25 protein-coding genes are annotated in these 20,992 nt (G+C 70.1%); 18 read left to right on the top strand and 7 right to left on the bottom strand.

The window, feature by feature from the left end; all coding sequences use genetic code 11:
• The first annotated feature begins 193 nt into the window (after positions 1 to 193).
• The 3 genes from arsC to BM272_RS05320 are packed head-to-tail and all read left to right on the top strand — an operon-like array spanning position 194 to position 1,540.
• Positions 194 to 544 (top strand): arsenate reductase (glutaredoxin), encoded by a 351-nt coding sequence (arsC, locus tag BM272_RS05330; RefSeq protein ID WP_240308028.1) that lies wholly within the window; start codon positions 194 to 196, stop codon positions 542 to 544.
• Positions 541 to 1,176 (top strand): NAD(P)H:quinone oxidoreductase, encoded by a 636-nt coding sequence (gene wrbA, locus BM272_RS05325; RefSeq protein ID WP_093427721.1) that lies wholly within the window; start codon positions 541 to 543, stop codon positions 1,174 to 1,176. The genes arsC and wrbA overlap by 4 nt, the downstream gene beginning before the upstream one ends.
• Positions 1,169 to 1,540: a DUF2069 domain-containing protein gene (locus BM272_RS05320; protein WP_159433026.1), complete on the top strand. Its 372-nt coding sequence runs from the start codon at positions 1,169 to 1,171 to the stop codon at positions 1,538 to 1,540. Before wrbA ends, BM272_RS05320 begins: the two co-directional genes overlap by 8 nt.
• On the opposite strand, the gene hda is transcribed toward BM272_RS05320, so the two are convergent.
• The 4 genes from hda to BM272_RS05300 are packed head-to-tail and all read right to left on the bottom strand — an operon-like array spanning position 1,518 to position 4,860.
• Positions 1,518 to 2,213, bottom strand: coding sequence for a DnaA regulatory inactivator Hda (hda, locus tag BM272_RS05315; protein ID WP_093427719.1), 696 nt, complete (start codon positions 2,211 to 2,213; stop codon positions 1,518 to 1,520). The two genes, BM272_RS05320 and hda, sit on opposite strands and share 23 nt — an antisense overlap.
• Positions 2,214 to 3,239, bottom strand: coding sequence for an AI-2E family transporter (locus BM272_RS05310; protein WP_093427718.1), 1,026 nt, complete (start codon positions 3,237 to 3,239; stop codon positions 2,214 to 2,216). It abuts the gene before it with no gap.
• The gene (locus tag BM272_RS05305; protein WP_093427717.1) at positions 3,239 to 3,805 is read right to left on the bottom strand and encodes a CDP-alcohol phosphatidyltransferase family protein; all 567 of its coding nucleotides are present in this window, start codon (positions 3,803 to 3,805) and stop codon (positions 3,239 to 3,241) included. Before BM272_RS05305 ends, BM272_RS05310 begins: the two co-directional genes overlap by 1 nt.
• Positions 3,802 to 4,860 (bottom strand): DUF2066 domain-containing protein, encoded by a 1,059-nt coding sequence (locus BM272_RS05300; RefSeq protein ID WP_093427716.1) that lies wholly within the window; start codon positions 4,858 to 4,860, stop codon positions 3,802 to 3,804. Before BM272_RS05300 ends, BM272_RS05305 begins: the two co-directional genes overlap by 4 nt.
• Before the next feature lie 95 nt (positions 4,861 to 4,955).
• On the opposite strand from BM272_RS05300, the gene purM reads away from it, so the two are divergent.
• Genes purM through BM272_RS05285 form a run of 3 tightly spaced genes read left to right on the top strand, consistent with a single transcriptional unit; the run spans position 4,956 to position 7,446 of the window.
• Complete coding sequence (purM, locus tag BM272_RS05295) at positions 4,956 to 6,014, top strand: phosphoribosylformylglycinamidine cyclo-ligase (protein ID WP_240308027.1); 1,059 nt, start codon at positions 4,956 to 4,958, stop codon at positions 6,012 to 6,014.
• On the top strand, positions 6,011 to 6,691 hold the full coding sequence (purN, locus tag BM272_RS05290; RefSeq protein WP_093427714.1) for a phosphoribosylglycinamide formyltransferase: 681 nt from the start codon (positions 6,011 to 6,013) through the stop codon (positions 6,689 to 6,691). Before purM ends, purN begins: the two co-directional genes overlap by 4 nt.
• Complete coding sequence (locus BM272_RS05285; protein WP_093427713.1) at positions 6,691 to 7,446, top strand: DUF3108 domain-containing protein; 756 nt, start codon at positions 6,691 to 6,693, stop codon at positions 7,444 to 7,446. Before purN ends, BM272_RS05285 begins: the two co-directional genes overlap by 1 nt.
• Before the next feature lie 6 nt (positions 7,447 to 7,452).
• On the opposite strand, the gene dcd is transcribed toward BM272_RS05285, so the two are convergent.
• Both dcd and apbC read right to left on the bottom strand, forming a co-directional pair.
• Complete coding sequence (gene dcd / locus BM272_RS05280; RefSeq protein ID WP_093427712.1) at positions 7,453 to 8,022, bottom strand: dCTP deaminase; 570 nt, start codon at positions 8,020 to 8,022, stop codon at positions 7,453 to 7,455.
• Positions 8,023 to 8,284: 262 nt separating this feature from the next.
• The gene (gene apbC / locus BM272_RS05275) at positions 8,285 to 9,376 is read right to left on the bottom strand and encodes an iron-sulfur cluster carrier protein ApbC (RefSeq protein ID WP_093427711.1); all 1,092 of its coding nucleotides are present in this window, start codon (positions 9,374 to 9,376) and stop codon (positions 8,285 to 8,287) included.
• A gap of 253 nt (positions 9,377 to 9,629) precedes the next feature.
• Between apbC and metG the strand changes: the two genes are divergently transcribed.
• From metG to BM272_RS05220, 11 genes are all read left to right on the top strand, one after another.
• Positions 9,630 to 11,735, top strand: coding sequence for a methionine--tRNA ligase (gene metG, locus BM272_RS05270; RefSeq protein ID WP_093427710.1), 2,106 nt, complete (start codon positions 9,630 to 9,632; stop codon positions 11,733 to 11,735).
• Between the two features lie 86 nt (positions 11,736 to 11,821).
• A complete protein-coding gene (gene rsxA / locus BM272_RS05265; protein WP_093427709.1) occupies positions 11,822 to 12,403 on the top strand; it encodes an electron transport complex subunit RsxA in 582 nt (193 codons plus the stop codon).
• A gap of 3 nt (positions 12,404 to 12,406) precedes the next feature.
• Entirely contained in the window at positions 12,407 to 13,024 is a 618-nt protein-coding gene (gene rsxB, locus BM272_RS05260; protein ID WP_093427708.1) for an electron transport complex subunit RsxB, read from the top strand.
• Positions 13,014 to 14,681, top strand: coding sequence for an electron transport complex subunit RsxC (rsxC, locus tag BM272_RS05255; RefSeq protein WP_093427707.1), 1,668 nt, complete (start codon positions 13,014 to 13,016; stop codon positions 14,679 to 14,681). The genes rsxB and rsxC overlap by 11 nt, the downstream gene beginning before the upstream one ends.
• Before the next feature lie 2 nt (positions 14,682 to 14,683).
• On the top strand, positions 14,684 to 15,715 hold the full coding sequence (locus tag BM272_RS05250) for an RnfABCDGE type electron transport complex subunit D (RefSeq protein WP_093427706.1): 1,032 nt from the start codon (positions 14,684 to 14,686) through the stop codon (positions 15,713 to 15,715).
• Positions 15,712 to 16,353, top strand: coding sequence for an electron transport complex subunit RsxG (rsxG, locus tag BM272_RS05245; RefSeq protein WP_093427705.1), 642 nt, complete (start codon positions 15,712 to 15,714; stop codon positions 16,351 to 16,353). Before BM272_RS05250 ends, rsxG begins: the two co-directional genes overlap by 4 nt.
• Positions 16,350 to 17,036 carry an electron transport complex subunit E gene (locus tag BM272_RS05240; RefSeq protein ID WP_093427704.1) on the top strand — a complete coding sequence of 229 codons (687 nt, stop codon included), beginning with the start codon at positions 16,350 to 16,352 and terminating at the stop codon, positions 17,034 to 17,036. The genes rsxG and BM272_RS05240 overlap by 4 nt, the downstream gene beginning before the upstream one ends.
• 353 nt (positions 17,037 to 17,389) lie before the next feature.
• On the top strand, positions 17,390 to 17,806 hold the full coding sequence (locus BM272_RS05235) for a hypothetical protein (protein ID WP_093427703.1): 417 nt from the start codon (positions 17,390 to 17,392) through the stop codon (positions 17,804 to 17,806).
• A 50-nt stretch (positions 17,807 to 17,856) separates the two neighbouring features.
• Positions 17,857 to 18,495, top strand: a complete 639-nt coding sequence (gene nth / locus BM272_RS05230; RefSeq protein ID WP_093427702.1) for an endonuclease III — start codon at positions 17,857 to 17,859, stop codon at positions 18,493 to 18,495.
• Between the two features lie 2 nt (positions 18,496 to 18,497).
• Complete coding sequence (locus tag BM272_RS05225) at positions 18,498 to 18,920, top strand: DUF1841 family protein (RefSeq protein ID WP_093427701.1); 423 nt, start codon at positions 18,498 to 18,500, stop codon at positions 18,918 to 18,920.
• A gap of 93 nt (positions 18,921 to 19,013) precedes the next feature.
• Positions 19,014 to 19,529: a hypothetical protein gene (locus BM272_RS05220; RefSeq protein ID WP_093427700.1), complete on the top strand. Its 516-nt coding sequence runs from the start codon at positions 19,014 to 19,016 to the stop codon at positions 19,527 to 19,529.
• A 151-nt stretch (positions 19,530 to 19,680) separates the two neighbouring features.
• Here BM272_RS05220 and BM272_RS05215 read toward each other — a convergent pair whose 3' ends face one another.
• Positions 19,681 to 20,259: a carboxymuconolactone decarboxylase family protein gene (locus tag BM272_RS05215; RefSeq protein ID WP_093427699.1), complete on the bottom strand. Its 579-nt coding sequence runs from the start codon at positions 20,257 to 20,259 to the stop codon at positions 19,681 to 19,683.
• Between the two features lie 84 nt (positions 20,260 to 20,343).
• Here BM272_RS05215 and BM272_RS05210 point away from each other — a divergent pair, with 84 nt between their 5' ends.
• Positions 20,344 to 20,958: a TetR/AcrR family transcriptional regulator gene (locus BM272_RS05210; protein WP_093427698.1), complete on the top strand. Its 615-nt coding sequence runs from the start codon at positions 20,344 to 20,346 to the stop codon at positions 20,956 to 20,958.
• Positions 20,959 to 20,992: the final 34 nt, after the last annotated feature.

Genomic DNA, 20,992 nt, shown 5'->3' with positions numbered 1-20,992 from the left:
GCACCCGGCAAGCGTTGCCATCACGAGTCCGACCAGCAGGCCGGACCATACGGAAATTCGGTGACAATGCGGATGGAATGCCATATTTCCCCGAAAATGTTGCCGCTCGAAGCTAGCAGCCCCCCCCATGGGCTGTCAACGCGACTCCGGTTAGACTGTTCACCGTTGCACACTACCCCTTCCGAGGCCCCCCATGGCGATGACCGTCTACCACAATCCGCGCTGCTCGAAATCGCGCCAGACCGTCGCGCTCTTGCGCGAGCACGGCGTCGAACCCGAGCTGGTGGAATACCTCAAGGAACCCCCGGCCGCGGAAACCCTCGCCCACCTGGCCACGCTGCTGGGGGTGGAGCCCCGGGAGATGATGCGCCGCGGCGAAGCGGAATACCGCGAACTCGGGCTGGATGACCCGAACCTGGAACGCACCGACCTGTTCCGGGCCATTGCCGAGCATCCCCCGCTGCTGGAGCGCCCCATCGTGGTCAATGGTGACCGGGCCGCCATCGGCCGGCCGCCGGAACGCGTGCTGGAGATCCTCGAATGACCGCCGGCGGGAGGGAGCCACACGAGATCTTGGTCCTCTACTACAGCCGCCACGGCGCGACCGCCGCCATGGCCCGGGAGGTCGCCGCCGGTGTGGACGGCGTAACCGGAATGGCGGCGCGCCTGCGCACGGTGGCCCCCATCTCGGCGACCCCGGAGGCGGTGGCGCCGCCGGTCCCCGACGACGGCCCGCCCTATGCCCGCCCGGAGGACCTGGCCGAGTGCGACGGGCTGGTCATGGGCAGCCCCACGCGCTTCGGCAACATGGCCGCCCCGCTGAAGTACTTCCTGGACGGTACCAGCGCCCAGTGGCTCGGCGGCGCCCTGGCGGGCAAACCGGGGGCCGTCTTCACCTCTACCGCCTCGCTGCACGGCGGTCAGGAGTCCACTCTGCTGACCATGGCCCTGCCGCTGCTCCACCACGGCATGCTCTTCACCGGCCTGCCCTACACCGAGGAGCGGCTGTCGACCACGGCCTCCGGCGGTACCCCCTACGGCGCCAGCCATGTTGCCGGTGCCGATGCCGGCCGGCCCGTGGATGCCGACGAGAGCCACCTCTGTCGCGCGCTGGGTACGCGCGTGGCGGAGATCGCCCTTACCCTCCTACGCGGCCGGGAGAATGCCCGTGGCTAGAAAGACCTACATCGCGCGGGTGGTCACCCTGGCCGCCTGGTTCGCCCTCTTCATCCTGCTGCTGGGCTGGTACCTGTGGCTGGCGCCGTCCACCCACTTCCATCCCTCCCTGGTAGTGGCCGTTATCGTCGGGCCACTGCTGCTGCCGCTGCGGGGGCTCCTGGCCGGGCGCGCCTACACCCACGCCTGGACCACCCTGCTAATCCTGCTCTACTTCGCCCACGGCGTGACCGAGGCCATGGCCAGCCCCGAGGCAAGGCTGCTTGCGTGGATCGAGATCGCCCTGTCGGTGATCCTCTTCACCAGCGCCATGTTCTACGCCCGCTGGCGCGGCAAGGAACTCAACCTCCGTCCGCCGAAATGAGCTCGCGGACGAAGGGGATGGTCAGCCGCCGCTGGGCGGCCAGGGTGGCGCGGTCCAGCCGCTCCAGCCAGCCGAAGACCTCCGCCGGGTCCCGGCTGATCCGGCTCAGGAGGTAGTTGGCCACCGCCTCGGGCATCTCCATGCCGCGGCGGCGGGCGCGACCCATGAGGGCCTTCCGCAGGCCCTCGTCATCCAGCGGCTGGAGGTGGAAGACCAGGCCCCAGGCCAGCCGGCTGCGCAGGTCCTCCAGGACCAGGGGCAGTGCCGCCGGGGCCGCGCTGGCGGCCACCAGGAAGGGGGCCCCGGCCTCGTTGGTGCGGTTGAAGAGGTGGAACAGGGCCTCTTCCCAGGCGCGGTCCCCGGCCACGGCATCGAGGTCGTCCACCGCCACCACGGCCATTCCCTCCAGCCCCTGGAGGGCCTCCGGGGTCAGACCCTCCGTCCCCAAGGGGAGGTAGGCCGCCGGCTCGCCGGCCCGGCCTGCCGCCACGCAGGCGGCCTGGAGGAGATGCGTCTTGCCCCGCCCCGGCCCGCCCCAGAGGAAGAGCGGCCCGGGCTGACGGGCAGCCACTGCCGCCACGGCACCCGCATTGGCCCCGGATTCGAAGCCCTCCAGGTCCGCCGCCTCGTGGAACCCCACGGGGAGGATGAGCTGATCATTCCCGGCCGCCATCTACTCTCCCGCGTAGGCCTCGCTTTCCAGGTAGCGCTGGTGGGCGTGGCGCAGCAGAACGGCGATGACCGCCGCCGCCGGTAACGCCAGGAGCATCCCCACGAAGCCGAAGAGCTGGCCACCGGCGAGGACGGCGAAGATCACCGCCACCGGGTGGAGGCCGATACGGTCCCCCACGAACCAGGGGGTGAAGACCGCCGTCTCCAGGACCTGGCCGATACCGAAGACGGCCGCCACGCCGAGCAGCGCCCACACCTCCTGGAACTGGAACCAGGCCACCAGGCCGGCCACGGCAATGCCCACCACCAGGCCGAGATAGGGGATGAAGCTGACCAGTCCGGCCAGCAGGCCGATGAGAATGGGCGCGTTGATGCCCAGTGCCCAGAGCCCGCCGGCGTAGACCGCGGCCAGGGCGAGCATCACCGAGACCTGGCCGCGCAGGAAGGCGCCCAGGGCCTCGTCGGCGTCCCGGGTCAGGTCAACGATGAGCGGCTCCCAGGGGCGCGGCAGGAGCTCGCGGATGCGGGCCACCAGGTTGTCCCAGTCGCGCAGGAGATAGAAGGTCAGCACCGGGATGAGCAGCAGATTCGCCAGCCAGGCGAGCAGGGCCAGGCCGGACCGGGAGGCGGAGGCCAGCACCGTCTGCGCCCAGCCGCCGGCTGCCTGCCAGTGCTCCCGGGCCAGCTCCACCAGCCGGGTCAGGTCCAGCTCCGCCAGGATGGGGAAGCGCGCCTGGGCCTGCTCCAGCCAGCCCGGCAGCCGCTCCAGCAGCCGCCACAGCTGCTCGCCGGCCAGCGGCAGGATCACCATCACGGCCGCCAGCACCGCCCCCGCCAGCAGCAGGAAGACCAGCACTACGCCGAGGGTCCGCGGTACCCGGCGGGCCTCCAGCCGATCCACCAGCGGGTCCCCCAGGTAGGCCAGCAGGGCGGCCGCGGCAAAGGGGGTCAGCACCGGCGCCAGGAGCCACAGGAGGCCGGCGAGGATCAGGGCGATGGCCAGGGGGACCAGGGCCCGATTGTCCATCACGATTCATTCTCCTTCGAGACGTTTCCGGAGGCGGCCATCCGGAAGAAGGCGTGCAGGTAGTCCAGACCGGAGCCCAGGGTGGTCAGCACCACCAGCAGGGTCCCGGCCGCCACGGCCACTGCCGGAACGGGCAGCGATACCAGTGCCGCCAGGACCAGCAGCAGATAACCGGCCTGGACGATGGTATTGAGCTTGCTGATCCGCCGGGCGGCGACGCGATAGGCCCCGTAGGACCATCGCAGCCAGACGGCCCCCGCGGCAATGAGCGCATCCCGACCGATGACCAGCACTGCCAGCCAGGCGGGGATCGCCTCCAGCATGCCCAGGGTGACATAGGCCGCCAGCATCAGGAGCTTGTCCGCCACGGGGTCGAGGACGGCCCCCAGGGCACTGCCCCACCCCTTGTGCCGCGCCAGCCAGCCGTCCAGCCCGTCGGAGAGGGCGGCGATGAGGACCAGGACCAGGGCAGTGCCGAAGGCCTCGGTGACCATCGCCACCACCGCCGGCGGGACCAGGAAAATCCGGAGGATGCTGATGGCGTTGGGCAGCCAGGCCAGGGTCATGGCAGATGGCGGTAGTGGAGGACATCCCCCGCACCGGTGGGCCGCCGGGTCCGGACCAGGGTATCCCCCAGGCCGATGGCCTGGATGAGGCCATCGGCCCCGCCCCGCAGGGTAACCTCCAGTCGCAGCTGGTCCCCGGCCACGCTGTGAACCTGGACCCGGCGCACCGCCGAGAGACCGGCCAGATAGTCCCGGACGCCGACGTAGCCGCCCAGGTCCCGGACCCCGGAGACGGCGAGGGTGACGCTCCCACCCTCGCCACTCCCGCCCGCATAGGCGGCCGCCAGGGTCTCGGCCGTACCGTCGACACCGGCGTCCGTTACCTCGATGAGGAGATCCCCGGTAACCGACCAGCGACTGGTCTGCTCGCCCCGTAGCAGGGTCCAGTCCGCCACCCATTCCCCGCTGGCCTCCCGCCGTACCCGCCCCATGAGCACCGCATCGGTGGCATAGCGGGCAGAGGCCGCACGGACCGGTTCGACGAAGCCGGCCGCCACGTCCGCGGCCTCCACCGATCGCCGGTCGCGCAGGTCCCGCAGCGGCCAGCGCAGGGGCAGCCCCCGCAGCCGCGCGCGCTCCACCACCGCGCGGTAGACGGGATGGCCGCTCTCCGGCCCCAGCAGGCGCCGTTCGCCATCCTCCTCCACGGCCAGCCACACCAGGGTGGCGGGCCGCATCCGCCCCCAGACCGGAAGGTCCTCGGACTCCAGCAGCTGCCGCACCGCCCGGGACTGGAAGCGCATCCAGAGCGTCAGGCCCTCCCCCTCCTCGTCGGTGTAGCGATACTGCTGCAGATAGCGCCCGGGCTCGGCCACCGCGGCGGCGATGCCCGTCAGCTCCCCGCTTCCGGCACTCCCGGAGACGCGCACCAGTACCTGGCGCAGGCCGGCGCGGAGCGCGCGCTGGCGCTCCTCCGCCCCCTGGCTCTCCACCTCGATGCGGATCTCGTAGAGGCCCTCCACGGTCGCCGCGGACGCGCCCCCGGCCATGAACAGGGTCAGGCTCAGGAGAACGAGCAGCGGGAGTCGGTGCAGAGGGATGGATGCGGGCGTCATGGCCCCGGATTATGGCCCACCACCGGTCGCGGTTCCATGCCCCCCGGGGACTCATTACAATTGGTCCATCCGCCCACCTCCCGAGGAGAGCCCCCTTGAGCGCCGACGACACCGAAACCGGCTCCGGCCTCACCTATCGCGACGCCGGCGTGGACATCGATGCCGGTAACGACCTGGTGGATCGCATCCGCCCCGCCGTGGACCGCACGCGGCGGCCGGAGGTGCGTGGCGGGCTGGGCGGTTTTGGCGCCCTGGTGGACCTGCCCGCCGGCTACCGCGACCCGGTCCTGGTAGCCGGGACCGACGGGGTGGGCACCAAGCTCGACCTGGCCGAGCGCCTGGGCCGCCACGACACCATCGGCCGCGACCTGGTGGCCATGTGCGTCAACGACCTCATCGTCCAGGGGGCGGAGCCGCTCTTCTTCCTGGACTACTACGCCACCGGCAAGCTGGAGGTGGATACCGCCGGCGATGTGGTCACCGGGATCGCCGCCGGCTGCGAGGAGGCCGGCTGCGCCCTGGTGGGCGGCGAGACGGCGGAGATGCCGGGCTTCTACGAGGCCGGCCGCTACGACCTGGCCGGCTTCTGTGTCGGCGTCGCCGAGCGCGACCGGCTCCTGGACGGGACGAGCTGCCGCGCCGGCGACATCCTGCTGGGACTGGCCTCCTCCGGGCCGCACTCCAACGGCTACTCCCTCATCCGGCGGCTGCTGGACACCACCGCCGCCGACCTCGACGCCCCCTGCGGCGAGACCACCCTGGGCGAGGCCCTGCTGGCGCCCACGCGGATCTATGTCCGCCCCCTGCTGGAGGCGCTCTCCGCCCACCCCGGCGCCATCCACGCCCTGGCCCACATCACCGGCGGCGGCCTGCCGGAGAACCTCCCCCGCGTCCTGCCTGACGGCCTGGCCGCCCGGGTGGAGAGCGAGCGCTGGCAGGCGCCGCCGGTCTTCGACTGGATCCGGGAGAGCGGGCGCATCGACCCGGCGGAGATGTTCCGTACCTTCAACTACGGCATCGGCATGGTGGTGGCCGTGGCGGCGGACGAGGCCGAGGCGGTGGCCGCGACCCTGCGCGAGGCCGGCGAGACGGTGACCGCCATCGGTGAACTCACCGCCGCCGGGGAAGACAAGCCCCGGGTGACCATCACATGACCGGACAGGAGCCCACCGCGCCCCTGCCCATCGTCGTCCTCCTCTCCGGCGGCGGTACCAACCTCCAGGCCATCCTGGACCGGGCCGCCGCCGGCACCCTGCCGGTGGAGGTCCGGGCGGTGATCAGCAACCGCGCCGACGCCCGGGGGCTGGAGCGCGCCCGGAGCGCCGGCGTGCCCACCGAGGTCATCAACCACCGGGACCACCCCGACCGCGCCGCCTTCGATGCCGAGCTGGCGCGGCGCATCGACGCCCACGAGCCGGCCCTGGTGGTGCTGGCCGGCTTCATGCGGATCCTCACCGACGACTTCGTCACCCGGTATACCGGCCGCATGCTCAACGTCCACCCCTCCCTGCTACCGCGCCACAAGGGGCTGGATACCCATCGCCGCGCCGTGGAGGCCGGTGATACCGAGCACGGCTCCAGCGTCCACTTCGTCACCCCCGGGGTGGACGACGGGCCGGTGGTGGTCCAGGCCCGGGTCCCGGTGCAGGCCCACGACACCCCCGGGGACCTGGAGGCGCGGGTCCGCCCCTGGGAGTACATCATCCTCCCCCAGGCCATCCGGCTCTTCGCCGAGGGCCGGCTGCGGCTGGAGGGGGAGACGGTCCTGCTGGACGGCGCCCCGCTGGAGGCGCCGCTGCCGCCCGAGGCCACGCCGGGGGAGGCGACGTGATGAGGGCATTCACCCTCCTCGCCGCCTGCCTGGCGCTGGTCCTCCTGCCGACCCTGCTGGCAGCGGAGAGCCGCGCCCCCTTCCCGGAGGGGATCGATCTGGAATACCGCGTCAAGCGCAGCGGCTTCACCCTGGGGACCATGGAGCGGACCATCAGCGGGGAGACCGTCCAGGGAGGCAACGGCCACGAGTACCGCGTCGCCTCGGTGGCCCGCCCCGGCGGCATGGCCCGGCTGCTGTTCAGCGGTGAGACCCGGGAAAGCAGCCGCTTCCGCTGGGAGGAGGACGGCATCCGCCCGCTGGAGTACCGCTACCGCCAGCGCACCGGCGAGGACAAGGATATCCGGCTGAGCTTCCACTACGGCGAGGCCGTGGTGCGGGAGGCGGTGCGCGGTCGGGAGTGGGCGCTGGAGGCCGGCACCCAGGACCTGGTCAGCGCCCAGTTCGCCGTCATGCGCGGGGTGGCCGCCGGCGAGGAGAGCTTCGAGTTCCGGGTCGTGGACGAGGACGGCCCCGAGACCTACCGCTACGAAGTCACCGGCGAGACCCGGCGCGAGACCCCGGCGGGCACCTGGCAGACCGTCCGCGTGGAGCAGATCCGCGACAAGCCCGGCAAGCGGCGCAGCCTCTTCTGGCTCGCGCCCGAACTGGGCTACCTGCCGGTGGCGGTGGAACAGCGCAAGGGCGACGACCGCAAGGGGCTGCTGGAACTCCTCAAGGCCCCGGAGGCCGACTTCTCCGCGATGGAGGAGTAACCGTCCTCAGGAGCGGGGCAGCGTGACCCCCTGCTGCCCCTGGTACTTGCCCCCGCGATCCCCGTAGGAGGTCCCGCAGACCTCGTCCGACTCCAGGAAGAGGAGCTGGGCCACGCCCTCGTTGGCGTAGACCTTGGCCGGCAGCGGCGTGGTATTGGAGAACTCCAGGGTGACGTGGCCCTCCCACTCCGGCTCCAGCGGCGTCACGTTGACGATGATCCCGCAGCGGGCGTAGGTCGACTTGCCCAGGCAGATAGTAAGCACCGAGCGGGGGATCCGGAAGTACTCCACCGTGCGCGCCAGGGCGAAGGAGTTGGGCGGGATGATGCAGACATCCCCCTTGAAGCTGACGAAGCTCTCGTCGGTGAAGGCCTTGGGGTCGACGATGGCCGAGTTGATGTTGGTGAAGATCTTGAATTCGTCGGCACAGCGGATGTCGTAGCCGTAGCTCGAGGTGCCGTAGGAGATGAGCGGCGAGCCGTCCTCGCCGGTGCGCACCTGCTCCGGCTCGAAGGGGTCGATCATCCCCTCCTCGGTGGCCATGCGCCGGATCCAGTGGTCGGATTTGATGCTCATGCTCGGGCCCTCGTCGCCGCGCCTCCGGGAAGCCGGGGAGGGTAGCACGGCGACGGCCGCCACCCCAGTGGCCGAGGCCGGTGGGCAGGAAGACCGCGTCCTTTCCCCGGAGAATACCTGGTGGTCGGTGCAAGTCCCTGATCCCGGGTCGTCGGCAGCAGGGATGCTGCCGTCGAGCCGACAGGGACATCTTTACGGCGTACCCGGGATCAGGGACTTGTGCCGACCACCCCGGCGTATGCGGACGCCCCGGGGTCGGGCGTCAGTTGTCCTGGATGACGATGTTGGGGAACTTGTGGCTGTACTCCCGCCCCTTGAGGGAGAGCCGGGCCGCCGTCCGCCGGGCGATCTGGCGGTAGATCTCGGTGAGCCGGCTGTCCGGGTCGGCGACCACGGTGGGCTTGCCGCCGTCGGCCTGCTCGCGGATGTGGATATCCAGGGGCAGCGAGCCCAGCAGGTCGATCCCGTACTCGTCCGCCATGGACTGACCGCCGCCCTCGCCGAAGATGTGCTCCTCGTGGCCGCAGTTCGAGCAGATGTGGATGGACATGTTCTCGATGATTCCCAGGGTGTCCACCGAGACCTTTTCGAACATCTTGTGCGCCTTGCGCGCATCCAGCAGGGAGATGTCCTGGGGGGTCGTGACGATGAGCGCCCCGGAGACCGGCACCTTCTGCGCCAGGGTCAGCTGGATGTCGCCGGTGCCCGGCGGCAGGTCGATGACCAGATAGTCGACGTCGTCCCAGTTGGTGTCGTTGAGCAGCTGCTCCAGGGCCTGGGTGACCATGGGCCCGCGCCAGACCATGGGGGTATCCTCGTCGATGAGGTAGCCGATGGACATGGTCTGGACGCCGTAGTTGACCATGGGCTCCAGGGTCTTGCCGTCCTTGGAATCGGGCTTGTCGGAGAGGCCCATCATCCGCGGGGTGCTGGGGCCGTAGATATCGGCATCCAGCAGCCCCACCTTGGCACCCTCGGCGGCCAGGGCCAGGGCCAGATTCACTGCCGTGGTGGACTTGCCCACGCCGCCCTTGCCGGAGGCCACGGCGATGATGTTCTTGACCCCGGAGATGGGGGAGACGCCCTGCTGCACCGAGTGGGTCTCCACCTTCTGCTCGATGTTGACGGTAACGTCGCTGGCCTCCGTACCGCCCTTCACCGCGTCGCGGACCGCCGCGGCGAGCTCGTCCCGGTAGCCCTCGACGGGGAAGCCCACCTTGAGATTCACGGTGACCCGGTCGCCGTCGACCTGGATCCCGTCGACGATCTTCGCCGAGACCGGGTCCCGGTCCATGTAGGGATCCACATACCCCTTGAGGGCGGTCTCCACCTGCTGCTCGGAAACGTTCGCCATGACGTTCGCACTCCTCGGACGGTTGTCTGCAAGGCCGCCGCCACGGCGACCTCGCGCTATCTGGCCCGCTATTGTGGGACGGATGGGTCGGATATTCTACCCGAAGGGAACGGGCCTTTTCCGCTCTCAGACCTCCCACCGCCATGCCGGGCGCTCCCCGTAACGAAGCCCGACAGCAACTGGCCCTCCCCCCGGCCGGCTAGTACCATGACCGGGTTATCTTCCAGCCCGCTACTGCCGAGCCGCGAGTCCCATGTCCGAAGGCCACCGCCGCATCCTGGTTACCAGCGCCCTGCCCTACGCCAATGGCAGCATCCACCTGGGCCACCTGGTGGAATATGTCCAGACCGATATCTGGGTCCGCTACCAGCGCCTGCGCGGCCACGAGTGCTGCTACGTCTGCGCCGACGACGCCCACGGCACCCCCATCATGCTGCGGGCACAGAGCGAGGGAATCGCCCCCGAGGAGCTCATTGAGCGGGTGGGCGAGGAGCACCGGCGCGACCTGGGCGACTTTCACGTCGCCTTCGACAACTACCACTCCACCCACTCGGTGGAGAACCGCCGGCTAGTGGAGACCCTCTACCAGCGGCTGGAGGCGGCCGGCCACATCGACCGGCGCACCATCCGCCAGGCCTACGACCCCGAGGCGGGGATGTTCCTCCCCGACCGCTACGTCAAGGGCACCTGCCCGCGCTGCCACGCCGAGGACCAGTACGGCGACGCCTGCGAGGCGTGCGGGGCCACCTACCAGCCCACCGAGCTGCTGAATCCGGTCTCCGCCGTCTCCGGCGCCGCGCCGGAGGAGCGCGACTCCGAGCACTACTTCTTCCGCCTGCAGGACTTCGAGGGCTTCCTGCGCGAGTGGATGAACGAGACCGACACCACCGGTCGCCCCCGGGTCCAGCCGGCCATCGCCCACAAGCTGGGCGAATGGCTGGAGGACGGGCTGCGCGACTGGGACATCTCCCGGGATGCCCCCTACTTCGGCTTCGAGATCCCCGACGCCCCGGGCAAGTACTTCTACGTCTGGGTGGACGCGCCCATCGGCTACATGGCGAGCTTCCTGAACCTGGCCGAGCGGCGCGACCTGGACTTCGACGACTGGTGGGGCCCTGACAGCGATGCCGAGCTCTACCACTTCATCGGCAAGGACATCGCCTATTTCCACACCCTCTTCTGGCCGGCCCTGCTCCAGGGTGCCGGCTACCGGGTGCCCAGCGCGGTCTTCTGCCACGGCTTCCTCACCGTCAACGGCGCCAAGATGTCCAAGTCCCGGGGGACCTTCCTCAACGCCCGGACCTACCTGGACCACCTGGACCCCGACTACCTGCGCTACTACCTGGCGGCCAAGCTGGATGACGGCATCGACGACCTGGACCTGAACACCGATGACTTCATCGCCCGGGTGAACAGCGACCTGGTCGGCAAGGTGGTCAACCTGGCCAGCCGCTCCGCCGGCTTCATCAACAAGCGCTTCGGCGGCGAGCTGTGGTGGGAGGCGGAGCGCTTCGAGGGGGCCTCCGCCGAGTCCCTGGCCGAGCGCGACCGGCTGGCCGAGCGCTGGCGCGCGGTGCACGCCGACTTCGCCGGGGACCAGCGCCGCGCGGCCATCGCCGACCTCTACGAGAACCGCGAGTACAGCCGCCTCATGCGCGAACTCATGGAGCTGGCCGACGAGGCCAACCGCCTCTTCGACGAGCTCCAGCCCTGGGTGGTGGCCAAGGAGGCCGGCCGCGAGCCGGAGCTGCAGGCCATCAGCGCCATGGTCCTGGATGCCTTCCGGGTCATCATGACCTACCTCAAGCCGGTGGTGCCGGGGCTGGCCCACCGCAGCGAGGCCTTCCTGGGCCGGGAGCTGACCTGGGACGACCTGGCCCACCGGCTGGACGGGGCCATCAACCGCTTCAAGCCCCTGCTCACCCGCATCGAACAGGACCACGTGGACGCCATGCTGGAGGCGTCCCGACAGGAGAACACCGCCATGACCGAGACCGCCCCCACCGGCCCGCTGGCCGAGGAGCCCATCGCCGACGAGATCGCCTTCGAGGACTTCGTCGGCGTCGACCTGCGGGTGGCGCGGATCACCAGTGCCGAGCAGGTGGAGGGGGCGGACAAGCTCCTGCGCCTGCAGCTGGACCTCGGCGGCGAGACCCGCCAGGTCTTCGCCGGCATCAAGTCCGCCTACGACCCCGCCGACCTGGAGGGGCGGCTGACGGTCATGGTGGCCAACCTGCCGGCGCGCAAGATGCGCTTCGGCGTCTCCGAGGGCATGGTCCTCGCCGCCAGCGGCGAGGGCGACGGCCCCTTCCTCCTGGGGCCCGACGACGGGGCCCGGCCCGGGATGCGGATCAAGTAACCCTTATGCCCCGTCCCGCGCGGGGTTGAGTACCCCCGGGGGCGGCGTCATACTTTTTCATCAGTTCCTGATGGACGGGCGGTCCCATGAGTGAGTACCTGCTCATCCTGGTGAGCACCATCCTGGTGAACAACTTCGTGCTGGTGAAGTTCCTCGGGCTGTGCCCCTTCATGGGGGTATCGCGCAAGCTCGAGACCGCCACCGGCATGGGGCTGGCCACCACCTTCGTACTCACCCTCTCGGCGATCTGCAGCTACCTCGTCAACGAGTACCTGCTGGCGCCGCTGGGGCTGGAGTACCTGCGGACCATCGCCTTCATCCTGGTCATCGCGGTGGTGGTGCAGTTCACCGAGATGGTGGTGCAGAAGACCTCGCCCCTGCTCTACCAGGTGCTGGGGATCTTCCTGCCGCTCATCACCACCAACTGCGCCGTCCTCGGCGTCGCCCTGCTCAACGTCCAGGAGGCCCACGGCTTTCTGGAGTCGGCGGTCTACGGCTTCGGCGCCGCGGTGGGCTTCTCCCTGGTGCTCATCCTGTTCGCCGCCATCCGCGAACGCATCGCCGCCGCCGACGTACCCGTCCCCTTCCAGGGGGCGGCCGTGGGGCTGGTGACCGCCGGCCTCATGTCCCTGGCCTTCATGGGCTTCTCCGGCCTGGTGCGGCTGTAGGCCATGCTCGAAGCCATCCTCGCCCTCGCCGGCCTCGCCCTCGCCTTCGGCCTGCTGCTGGGCTACGCCTCCATCCGCTTCAAGGTGGAGGGGGACCCGGTGGTCGACCAGATCGACGCCATCCTCCCCCAGACCCAGTGCGGCCAGTGCGGCTACCCCGGCTGCCGGCCCTACGCCGAGGCCATCGCCGCCGGCGAGGCGGACATCAACCAGTGCCCCCCCGGCGGCGAGCAGACCATCCAGCAGCTCGCCGACCTCCTGGGCCGTGAGCCCAAGCCGTTGAACCCCGAGCACGGCGAGGAGGAGGAGACCCCCGAGGTCGCCATCATCGACGAGAACATCTGCATCGGCTGCACCCTCTGCGTCCAGGCCTGCCCGGTGGACGCCATCGTCGGCGCCGCCAAGCAGATGCATACCGTCATCGAGGCCGAGTGCACCGGCTGCGAGCTCTGCATCGAGCCCTGCCCGGTGGACTGCATCTACATGGTGCCGGTGCCGGAGACGCCCCAGACCTGGCGCTGGCCCTTCCCGGAACTCTACTCCGAGGATGCCCGGCGCGGTCTGGCCCAGGTGGAGCCGGAAGAAGCGGACGAGGCGACGGAGGCCACCCATGACCGCTAGGCTCTGGCGCTTCCCCGGCGGGCTGGAGCTGCCCGGCCACAAGACCGAGTCCTGCGAGCAGGCCAGCGGCAGCGCCGCCCTGCCCGATCAGGTAGTCCTGCCCCTGCAGCAGCACATCGGCGCCCCGGCGGAGGCCGAGGTGGAGCCGGGCCAGTACGTGCGCACCGGCGAGCGCATCGCCCGCGCCCGGGACTTCGTCAGCGCCCCGGTCCACGCCACCATCTCCGGCACGGTGCAGACGGTGGAGGACCGGCCCATCGCCCACCCCTCCGGCCTCTCCGCCCCCTGCGTGGTCATCGCCAGCGACGGCGAGGATGCCTGGACCGACCTGCACCCCGTGGCCGACTACACCGCCGAGACGGCGTCGGACCTGCGCAACCGCATCCGCGAAGCCGGCATCGTCGGCCTGGGCGGGGCCGGATTCCCCAGCGCGGTAAAGCTCAACCCCGGCGGCCGCCCGGTGGAGACGCTCATCCTCAACGGCGCCGAGTGCGAGCCCTACATCACCTGCGACGACCGCCTCATGCAGGAGGAGCCGGCGCGCATCCTGCGCGGCATGCTCATCATGCGCCACGCCCTGCAGGCCCAGCGCTGCATCATCGGCGTCGAGGACAACAAGCCGGCCGCCATCACCGCCCTCAAGGCGGCCCGGGACGAGCTGGCGGCCACCGACAGCGCCGCCACCGGGGTGGAGATCCTCACCGTCCCCACCCGCTACCCGGCCGGGGGCGAGAAGCAGCTCATCTACACCCTCACCGGCAAGGAGGTTCCCAGCGACGGCCTGCCCATCCAGGTCGGGGTGGTCTGCCACAACGTCGGCACCGCCACGGCGGTGGAGCGCGCCATCAGCGAGGGGCGGCCCCTGGTGGACCGGCTTGTTACCGTCACCGGCAGCGCTATCGCCGACCCCCGGGTCTGGCGGGTCCGGCTGGGCACGCCGGTGGGTGACCTGCTGACCGAGCGGGTCCGCAACTGGGGAGACATAGGCGAGATCATCGTCGGCGGCCCCATGATGGGCTTCCGCCTCTTCCACCACGAGGCGCCGGTGGCCAAGACCAGCAACTGCCTACTGGTCCCCGCCGCCGAGGAGCTGACCCCGGCGCCGGATCCCATGCCCTGCATCCGCTGCGGCGCGTGCCAGGAGGTCTGCCCGGCCCGACTGCTGCCCCAGCAGCTCTACTGGCACGCCCGGGACAAGGACTTCGACAAGGTCCAGGACTACAACCTCTTCGATTGCATCGAGTGCGGCTGCTGCGCCTACGTCTGCCCCAGCCACCTGCCGCTGGTGCAGTACTACCGCTTCGCCAAGACCGAGATCTGGGCCGCCGAGCGGGAGAAGAAGAAGTCCGACATCGCCCGCGCCCGCTACGAGTTCCGCAACGAGCGGCTGGAGCGCGAGAAGGCGGAGAAGGCCGCCCGCCAGGCGGAAAAGAAAAAGCAGGTGAACACCGGCGACGACAAGAAGAAGGCCGCCATCGAGGCCGCCCGCAAACGGGCCCAGGAGAAGAAGGAACAGCAGGGCGTGGAGCCGAAGAACACCGACGACTCGGAACTCACCGAGGAGCAGAAGCGCAAGGTCGCCGAGACCCGGGCCCAGCGCGGCGAGGACGCCGAGGAAGAGACCGGCACCGGCGACGCCACGGGCAAGGGGGAGTAGCCGTGTTCGAACTGGTCCGCAGCTCCCCCCACTTCCACCCCGGCCGCAGCAGCGTGCGCCGGGTCATGTTCACCGTCTGCGCCGCCCTGATCCCGGGCACCCTGGCCCACCTCTGGTTCTTCGGCCCCGGCATCGCCTTCAATCTGGTCGCGGCCATCGCCGCCGCCCTGCTCACCGAGGCGGTGCTCCTGCGCCTGCGCCACCGGCCGGTCATGCCCTTCCTGGGCGACGGCTCGGCGGTGCTCACCGCCTGGCTGCTGGCCCTGGCCCTGCCCTCTCTGGCGCCCTGGTGGCTGCCCATGCTGGGCACCGCCCTGGGCATGGCCCTGGGCAAGCACCTCTACGGCGGGCTGGGCCACAACCCCTTCAACCCGGCCATGGTGGGCTACGTCATCCTGCTGGTCTCCTTCCCCCGGGAGATGACCACCTGGCTGCCGCCGGCCGGCGCCGTGGACCTCGGCGCCCATCTGCAGTTCTTCCTCACCGGCTCCCTGCCGGCGGCGGCCGACCTGGACGCGGTGACCCGGGCGACGCCGCTGGACCAGATCAAGACGGCCCTGGGGCAGAACCAGACCATCCCGGAGGTCTGGCAGGGCAACCCGATCTTCGGCGATCTGGCCGGCATCGGCTGGGAATGGATTAACACCCTCTTCCTCTTGGGCGGTTTGTGGCTGGTATTCCGGAAGGTCATCCCGTGGCAGACCCCGGCCGGCGTGATCCTCGGCGTCGGCATCCCGGCCCTGTTCTTCTACGCCCTGGACCCCGGCGCCTACGGCTCGCCGGCCTTCCACATCCTCTCCGGGGCCACCATGCTGGGCGCCTTCTTCATCGCCACCGACCCGGTGAGCGCCCCCTCGGCACCGCTGGCGCGCCTCTGGTACGGCCTCGGTATCGGCGCCTTCATCTACATCATCCGCACCTGGGGCGGCTATCCCGACGGGGTCGCCTTCGCCGTCCTGCTCATGAATACCGCCGCCCCCACGCTGGACTACTACATCCAGCCGCGGACCTTCGGCCACGGGAGGGGGGAATGACGGCCAACCTGCGCCATATCGCCCTGGCCGGCGGGATCCTCGCCCTCTTCGCCCTCATCGGGACCGGCCTCGTCGCCCTGACCCACGAGGCGACCGACGAGCGGATCGCTGCGAACCAGCGCGCCGCCACCCTGGAGACGCTCCACGAACTGATCCCGGAGTCGCGCTACGACAACGATCCCGTTCGGGATGCCATCACGGTCACCGCCCCGCAGGCCCTGGGCAGCAAGCACCCCCTCACGGTCTACCGGGCTCGCCGGAACGGGGAGCCCGTGGCCGCCGTCCTGACCGTCGTCGCACCCGACGGCTATGGCGGCCCCATCCGGCTACTGGTCGCCATCGACCACGACGGCACCCTCGCCGGGGTACGCGTGGTCAACCACAGCGAGACGCCGGGGCTCGGCGACGCCATCGAGATCGAGCGCTCGGACTGGATCGAGGACTTTGCTGGGCGCAGCCTCGGCAATCCGCCTCGGGAAGACTGGCGGGTGGAGAAGGACGGCGGAGTCTTCGACCAGTTCACCGGGGCCACCATCACCCCCCGGGCCGTGGTGGCAGCAGTCCGCCGCGCCCTGATCTACTTCGAGGAGCACCGTCGCGAGCTCTTCGCCCGCGGCGAATCAGCGGAGGAGCCATGAACGAGGAATACCGCGACATCCGCAACCAGGGCCTGTGGAACAACAACGTCGCCCTGGTCCAGCTCCTGGGCCTCTGCCCCCTGCTGGCGGTGACCACCTCGGCGGTCAACGGCCTGGGCCTGGGGCTGGCCACGCTGCTGGTCCTGCTCATCTCTAGCACCCTGGTCTCCATCATCCGCAACGTGGTGCGCCCGGAGATTCGGCTGCCCACCTTCGTGCTCATCATCGCCTCGGCGGTGACCGCCATCGAACTGGCCATGAACGCCTGGTTCCACGAGCTCTACGGCATCCTCGGGATCTTCATCCCGCTCATCGTCACCAACTGCGGCATCATTGGCCGGGCCGAGGGCTTCGCCTCCCGCAATCCCATCCTCCCGTCGATGTACGACGCCCTGATGATGGGGCTGGGCTTTGCCGCCGTGCTGGTGGTGCTGGGGGCCCTGCGGGAGATGATCGGCCAGGGGACGCTGTTCGCCGATGCCCACCTGATGTTCGGCGAGGCCGCCCGGGGCCTGGCCCTGGAGTGGGAGGCCTACGAGGGCTTCCTGCTGGCCGTACTGCCCCCCGGCGCCTTCATCGGCCTGGGCCTGCTCATCGCGGTGAAGAACATCGTCGATGCCCGCGCCGCCGCCCGGCCAGCCCCGGCCCCCGAACCGGAGCCGGAGGCGGCAGCCCAGGGTTGAGGGTCAGGATTGAAAGGGGGTTGCATCGGCCGGCTGGTGCGCACGTGGGGTCGTCGTAGCCGCGTAGCCATGCAGGTCCCCGCCGTGGCCGCGGGTGGACAGGCCCTGTTCGGGGCCTCGGCGGCCATGGATGGCCGCCGCGGAGCGCCAGGGAAGGTCCTCGCGTCCCCGAACAGGGCCTGTCCACCCGCGGCCACGGCCCCCTCGCAAGCCGGCCGGGCGAGGTTCCGCCCCCCTGCTGACAAGCACGATGACTGTACCGCCGCCCCCGGCTGCGGTATCCTCGCCGCGGAATTCCCAGGCTGTGACCACGGCTCACAGCCCCTTCAAGAAAACCACGAGGAGTCAGGAAGATGGCTGGACATTTCCCCTTCAGCGGCCGGGGCGGTCGCGCTTCCACCAACGCCTTCTTCGAGGCCGAGGGCTTCAACGCCGACCTCCAGGAGAAGTACTACCAGTGGTGGTACAACCAGGCGAAGGAGATGGTGGAGAACGATTCCGAGCTCAAGGTCACCAAGGGCCACGAGTTCAAGGAGTACCCCTTCGGCCAGCACGCCCACCACAACTTCCACCTGAACGACAAGGCGTGGGCCGTCGCCCTGGCCGACCTGGGTGACTTCCTCAAGGGCGTGGTCTTCCCGCGCCAGTCCGAGGAGGCCATGCACAAGCTCGAGGAAGAGCACAACAAGGTGGTCGAGGGACTGCGCAAGGAGGCCGAGGAGAATCCGCGCGAGGCCGCGCCGGATATCGGCTTCTTCCGCCACACCTGAGCCTTCTTCAGCGCCGCCGGCCCCGGCGGCGCTCGCCGGAGACCGCGACCTTGGACCCCGCCACCGTCGAGACGCTGTTCCAGCGCCTGGCCGCCGAGAACCCCGCTCCCGATTCGGAGCTGCAGTACGACTCCCCCTTCGAGCTGCTCATCGCGGTGATCCTCTCCGCGCAGGCCACCGATCGCGGCGTCAACAAGGCCACGGCGAAGCTCTTCCCCGTGGCCAACACGCCGCAGGCCATCCTCGACCTGGGCGAGGAGGGGCTGAAGGGCTACATCAACACCATCGGCCTCTACAATTCCAAGGCGAACAACGTCATCAAGGCGTGCCGGATGCTGGTGGACCAGCACGGCGGCGAGGTCCCGCGGGACCGCAAGGCGCTGGAGGCCCTGCCCGGCGTGGGCCGCAAGACCGCCAACGTGGTGCTCAATACCGCCTTCGGCGAGCCCACCATCGCGGTGGATACCCATATCTTCCGGGTCTCCAACCGCACCGGCCTGGCGCCGGGGAAGACGGTGCGCGAGGTGGAGGACCGGCTCATGGAGGTCGTGCCCGAACCGTACCTCCACGGCGCCCACCACTGGCTCATCCTGCACGGCCGCTACGTCTGCGTGGCCCGAAAGCCCCGGTGCGAGGCCTGCGTCATCGCCGACCTCTGCGAATACCCCGACAAGACCGAGGAGGTCTGACCATGTTCGGCCAGGACCGCAGCGAGATGCGGCGCACCTTCCAGACCGCCTGGGAGAAGGCCCGGGCCGGGGAGGATCTCGATCCCACCCAGCGGGCCATCGCCGAGGTGGTGGAGGCGCACCCGGAGTACCAGGCGCTGCTCACCGACTCCGAGGCGGCCCTGGACCGGGATTACACCCCGGAACAGGGGGAGACCAACCCGTTCCTGCACATGGGCCTGCACCTGGCCCTGCGCGAGCAGGTGGGGACCGACCGACCCGCCGGGATCCGGCCCCTCCACGCCCGGCTGGCCAGCCGCCTGGGCGACGAGCACGAGGCCGAGCACCGGATGATGGAGTGCCTGGGTCAGGCCCTGTGGGAGGCCCAGCGCAACGGCCGGGCGCCCGACGAGGCTGCCTACCTGGAGTGCCTCAAGGCCCTGTAACCCCCGGCCGATGGCGTGCCGGCCTTGGACACCCTCCCATGCCCGTGGTATGGATATTCTTACGGATCGCAATAACGACAAAGGGAGACCGGTATGTCCCTCGAAACTCGCACCTTCACCCTGGCCGCCCTGGTGAGCAGCGGCCTCCTGCTCGGAACCGGTGGTGCCGCACTCGCCGCCAAGGGCGGGGATGCCTCCCAGCAGCCCAACTGGATGGGGACCCCCCTCTACGAGACCGTGGAACTCACCTCCGGCTTTGACGACGACCCCTATACCGTCGACCTGGATGCGGGCGGCGATGGCAGCGTCGATGAGAGTCTGGCCCCGGGCTGCGCCGGCAATATCAACCTGGAAAAGCCCGACGTGGACCTCAACTACGAGTCCGGCGACTATCCGCTGTTCATCACCGTCAACTCCTCCGCCGACACCACCCTGGTGGTCTACGGCCCCGAGGGGCGCTGGTACTGCAACGACGACTTCGGCAGCTCGGATCCGATGGTCGTCTTCCACAACCCGCAGAGCGGCAACTACAACATCTGGGTGGGCGTCTACGAGGGTAGCAGCAACCCCGACGCGACCCTGACGTTCACCGAGATCAACCCGATGTAACGTACGGGGCCGGCCCCCGTGGAGTCCGGCCCCGCGCGCAGACCCCGGCCCCCCGGCCGGGGTACCCGCCTCAGAAGCTGACCCGCTCCTTTGCCAACTTCCCGCCCTCCTTGGGATAGGTGGTCTCGGCCCGGGACGACCCTTTAGCGGCCTATTCCGCCCGGGGCTCCCAGGCCCAGGCGGCCAGGAATGAGTCCAGGGGGGTCCCCGCCTGGTGGTTCATGTAGTTGGACATCGTCTTCAGGGCCACGCCCACCAGGATCTCCCCGGCGGCCGAGGCGGGGAGCCCGGCGGCATCCAGCTCGGAGCGCAGGGCGTCGTCCACCCAGCCCTGGCGCTCCACCGCCGCCCGGGTGACCCGGCACAGCGCCTCCAGGGCCGGGTCCGAGAGGGGCTCGCCGGCGCGCAGCGCCTTGAGTTCCTCCTCCGGGAGGCTGCTCATGGTGCTGTGGGCGGCGACGCAGTAGCCGCAGCCGTTGACCATGCTGGCGGCGATAAGGATGACATCGCGCTGGGCCGGGGTCAGTTCTCCGCCCTCGTAGGCCTCGGTAAGGGCCAGGTAGCCGTTGAGCAGCGCGGGGCTACCGGCCATGACACCGAAGATGTTGGGGATCGCCCCGTAGCGCTGGCGTACCGCCTCCAGGGCCGGCTTCGCCGCCTCGGGGGCGGTGGTGGCGTCGTGGACGGGCCAGTGGGTGCGGTTCTCGGTCCGGGTCGCGGTCTGGTTCATGGCTCTCTCCTTTCTTGAACGACTGTTACGAATTACCCAGTCTGGACCTTGTTGAACGGTCGTTCAAGGTGCTACGATTCAGCCATGAGTCGACCCAAGAGCTACGACCCCGAAACGGTCCTGGACCGCGCCACCGAGCTGTTCTGGAGCCACGGCTTCCACGCCACCTCCATGCGCGATGTCAGCGACGCCACCGACCTGCGCCCGGGGAGCCTGTACGGCTCCTTTGGCGGCAAGCGGGAACTCTTCCTGGCGGTGCTGGAGCGCTACTACGCCGGTACCCGCGACGCCGTGGAGGAGGCGCTGGCCACCGCCCCGGATCCCCTGGAAGGGGCCCGCCGCTTCCTGGAGGGGGTCGCCGAGGCCGCCATTGCCGACGACCGGGCCCGGGGCTGCCTGATGGTGAACACCGTCCTGGAGGCCGATGCCCTGGACGATGCCGAGCTGCGCCAGCGCGTGGACGCCATGTTCAGCGGCATCGAGGAGCGGCTGGAGGGCGCCCTGGAGGCCGCCCGCAAGGCCGGCCAGCTGGAGGCCGACCGGGATACGGCGCGCCTCGCGCGCACGCTCATCGCCGCGGTCTACGGCCTGCGCGTCTACCAGCGCCGGCAGCCGGCGCCGGAGATCCTGCGCGAGCTGGCAACCGAGCTGTTGACGCTGCTGCCGCCGCGCTCGACAGCCCCGACCGCGACTGCTTGACTCACAAGGACAACAAGACCGGGCCTCGAGCCCA

The sequence above is a fragment of the Thiohalospira halophila DSM 15071 genome, assembly GCF_900112605.1.
In the GTDB taxonomy this organism is placed as follows: domain Bacteria; phylum Pseudomonadota; class Gammaproteobacteria; order Thiohalospirales; family Thiohalospiraceae; genus Thiohalospira; species Thiohalospira halophila.
The sequence above is the reverse complement of the archived record's forward strand: the minus strand, read 5'-3'. Positions and strand labels throughout refer to the sequence as shown.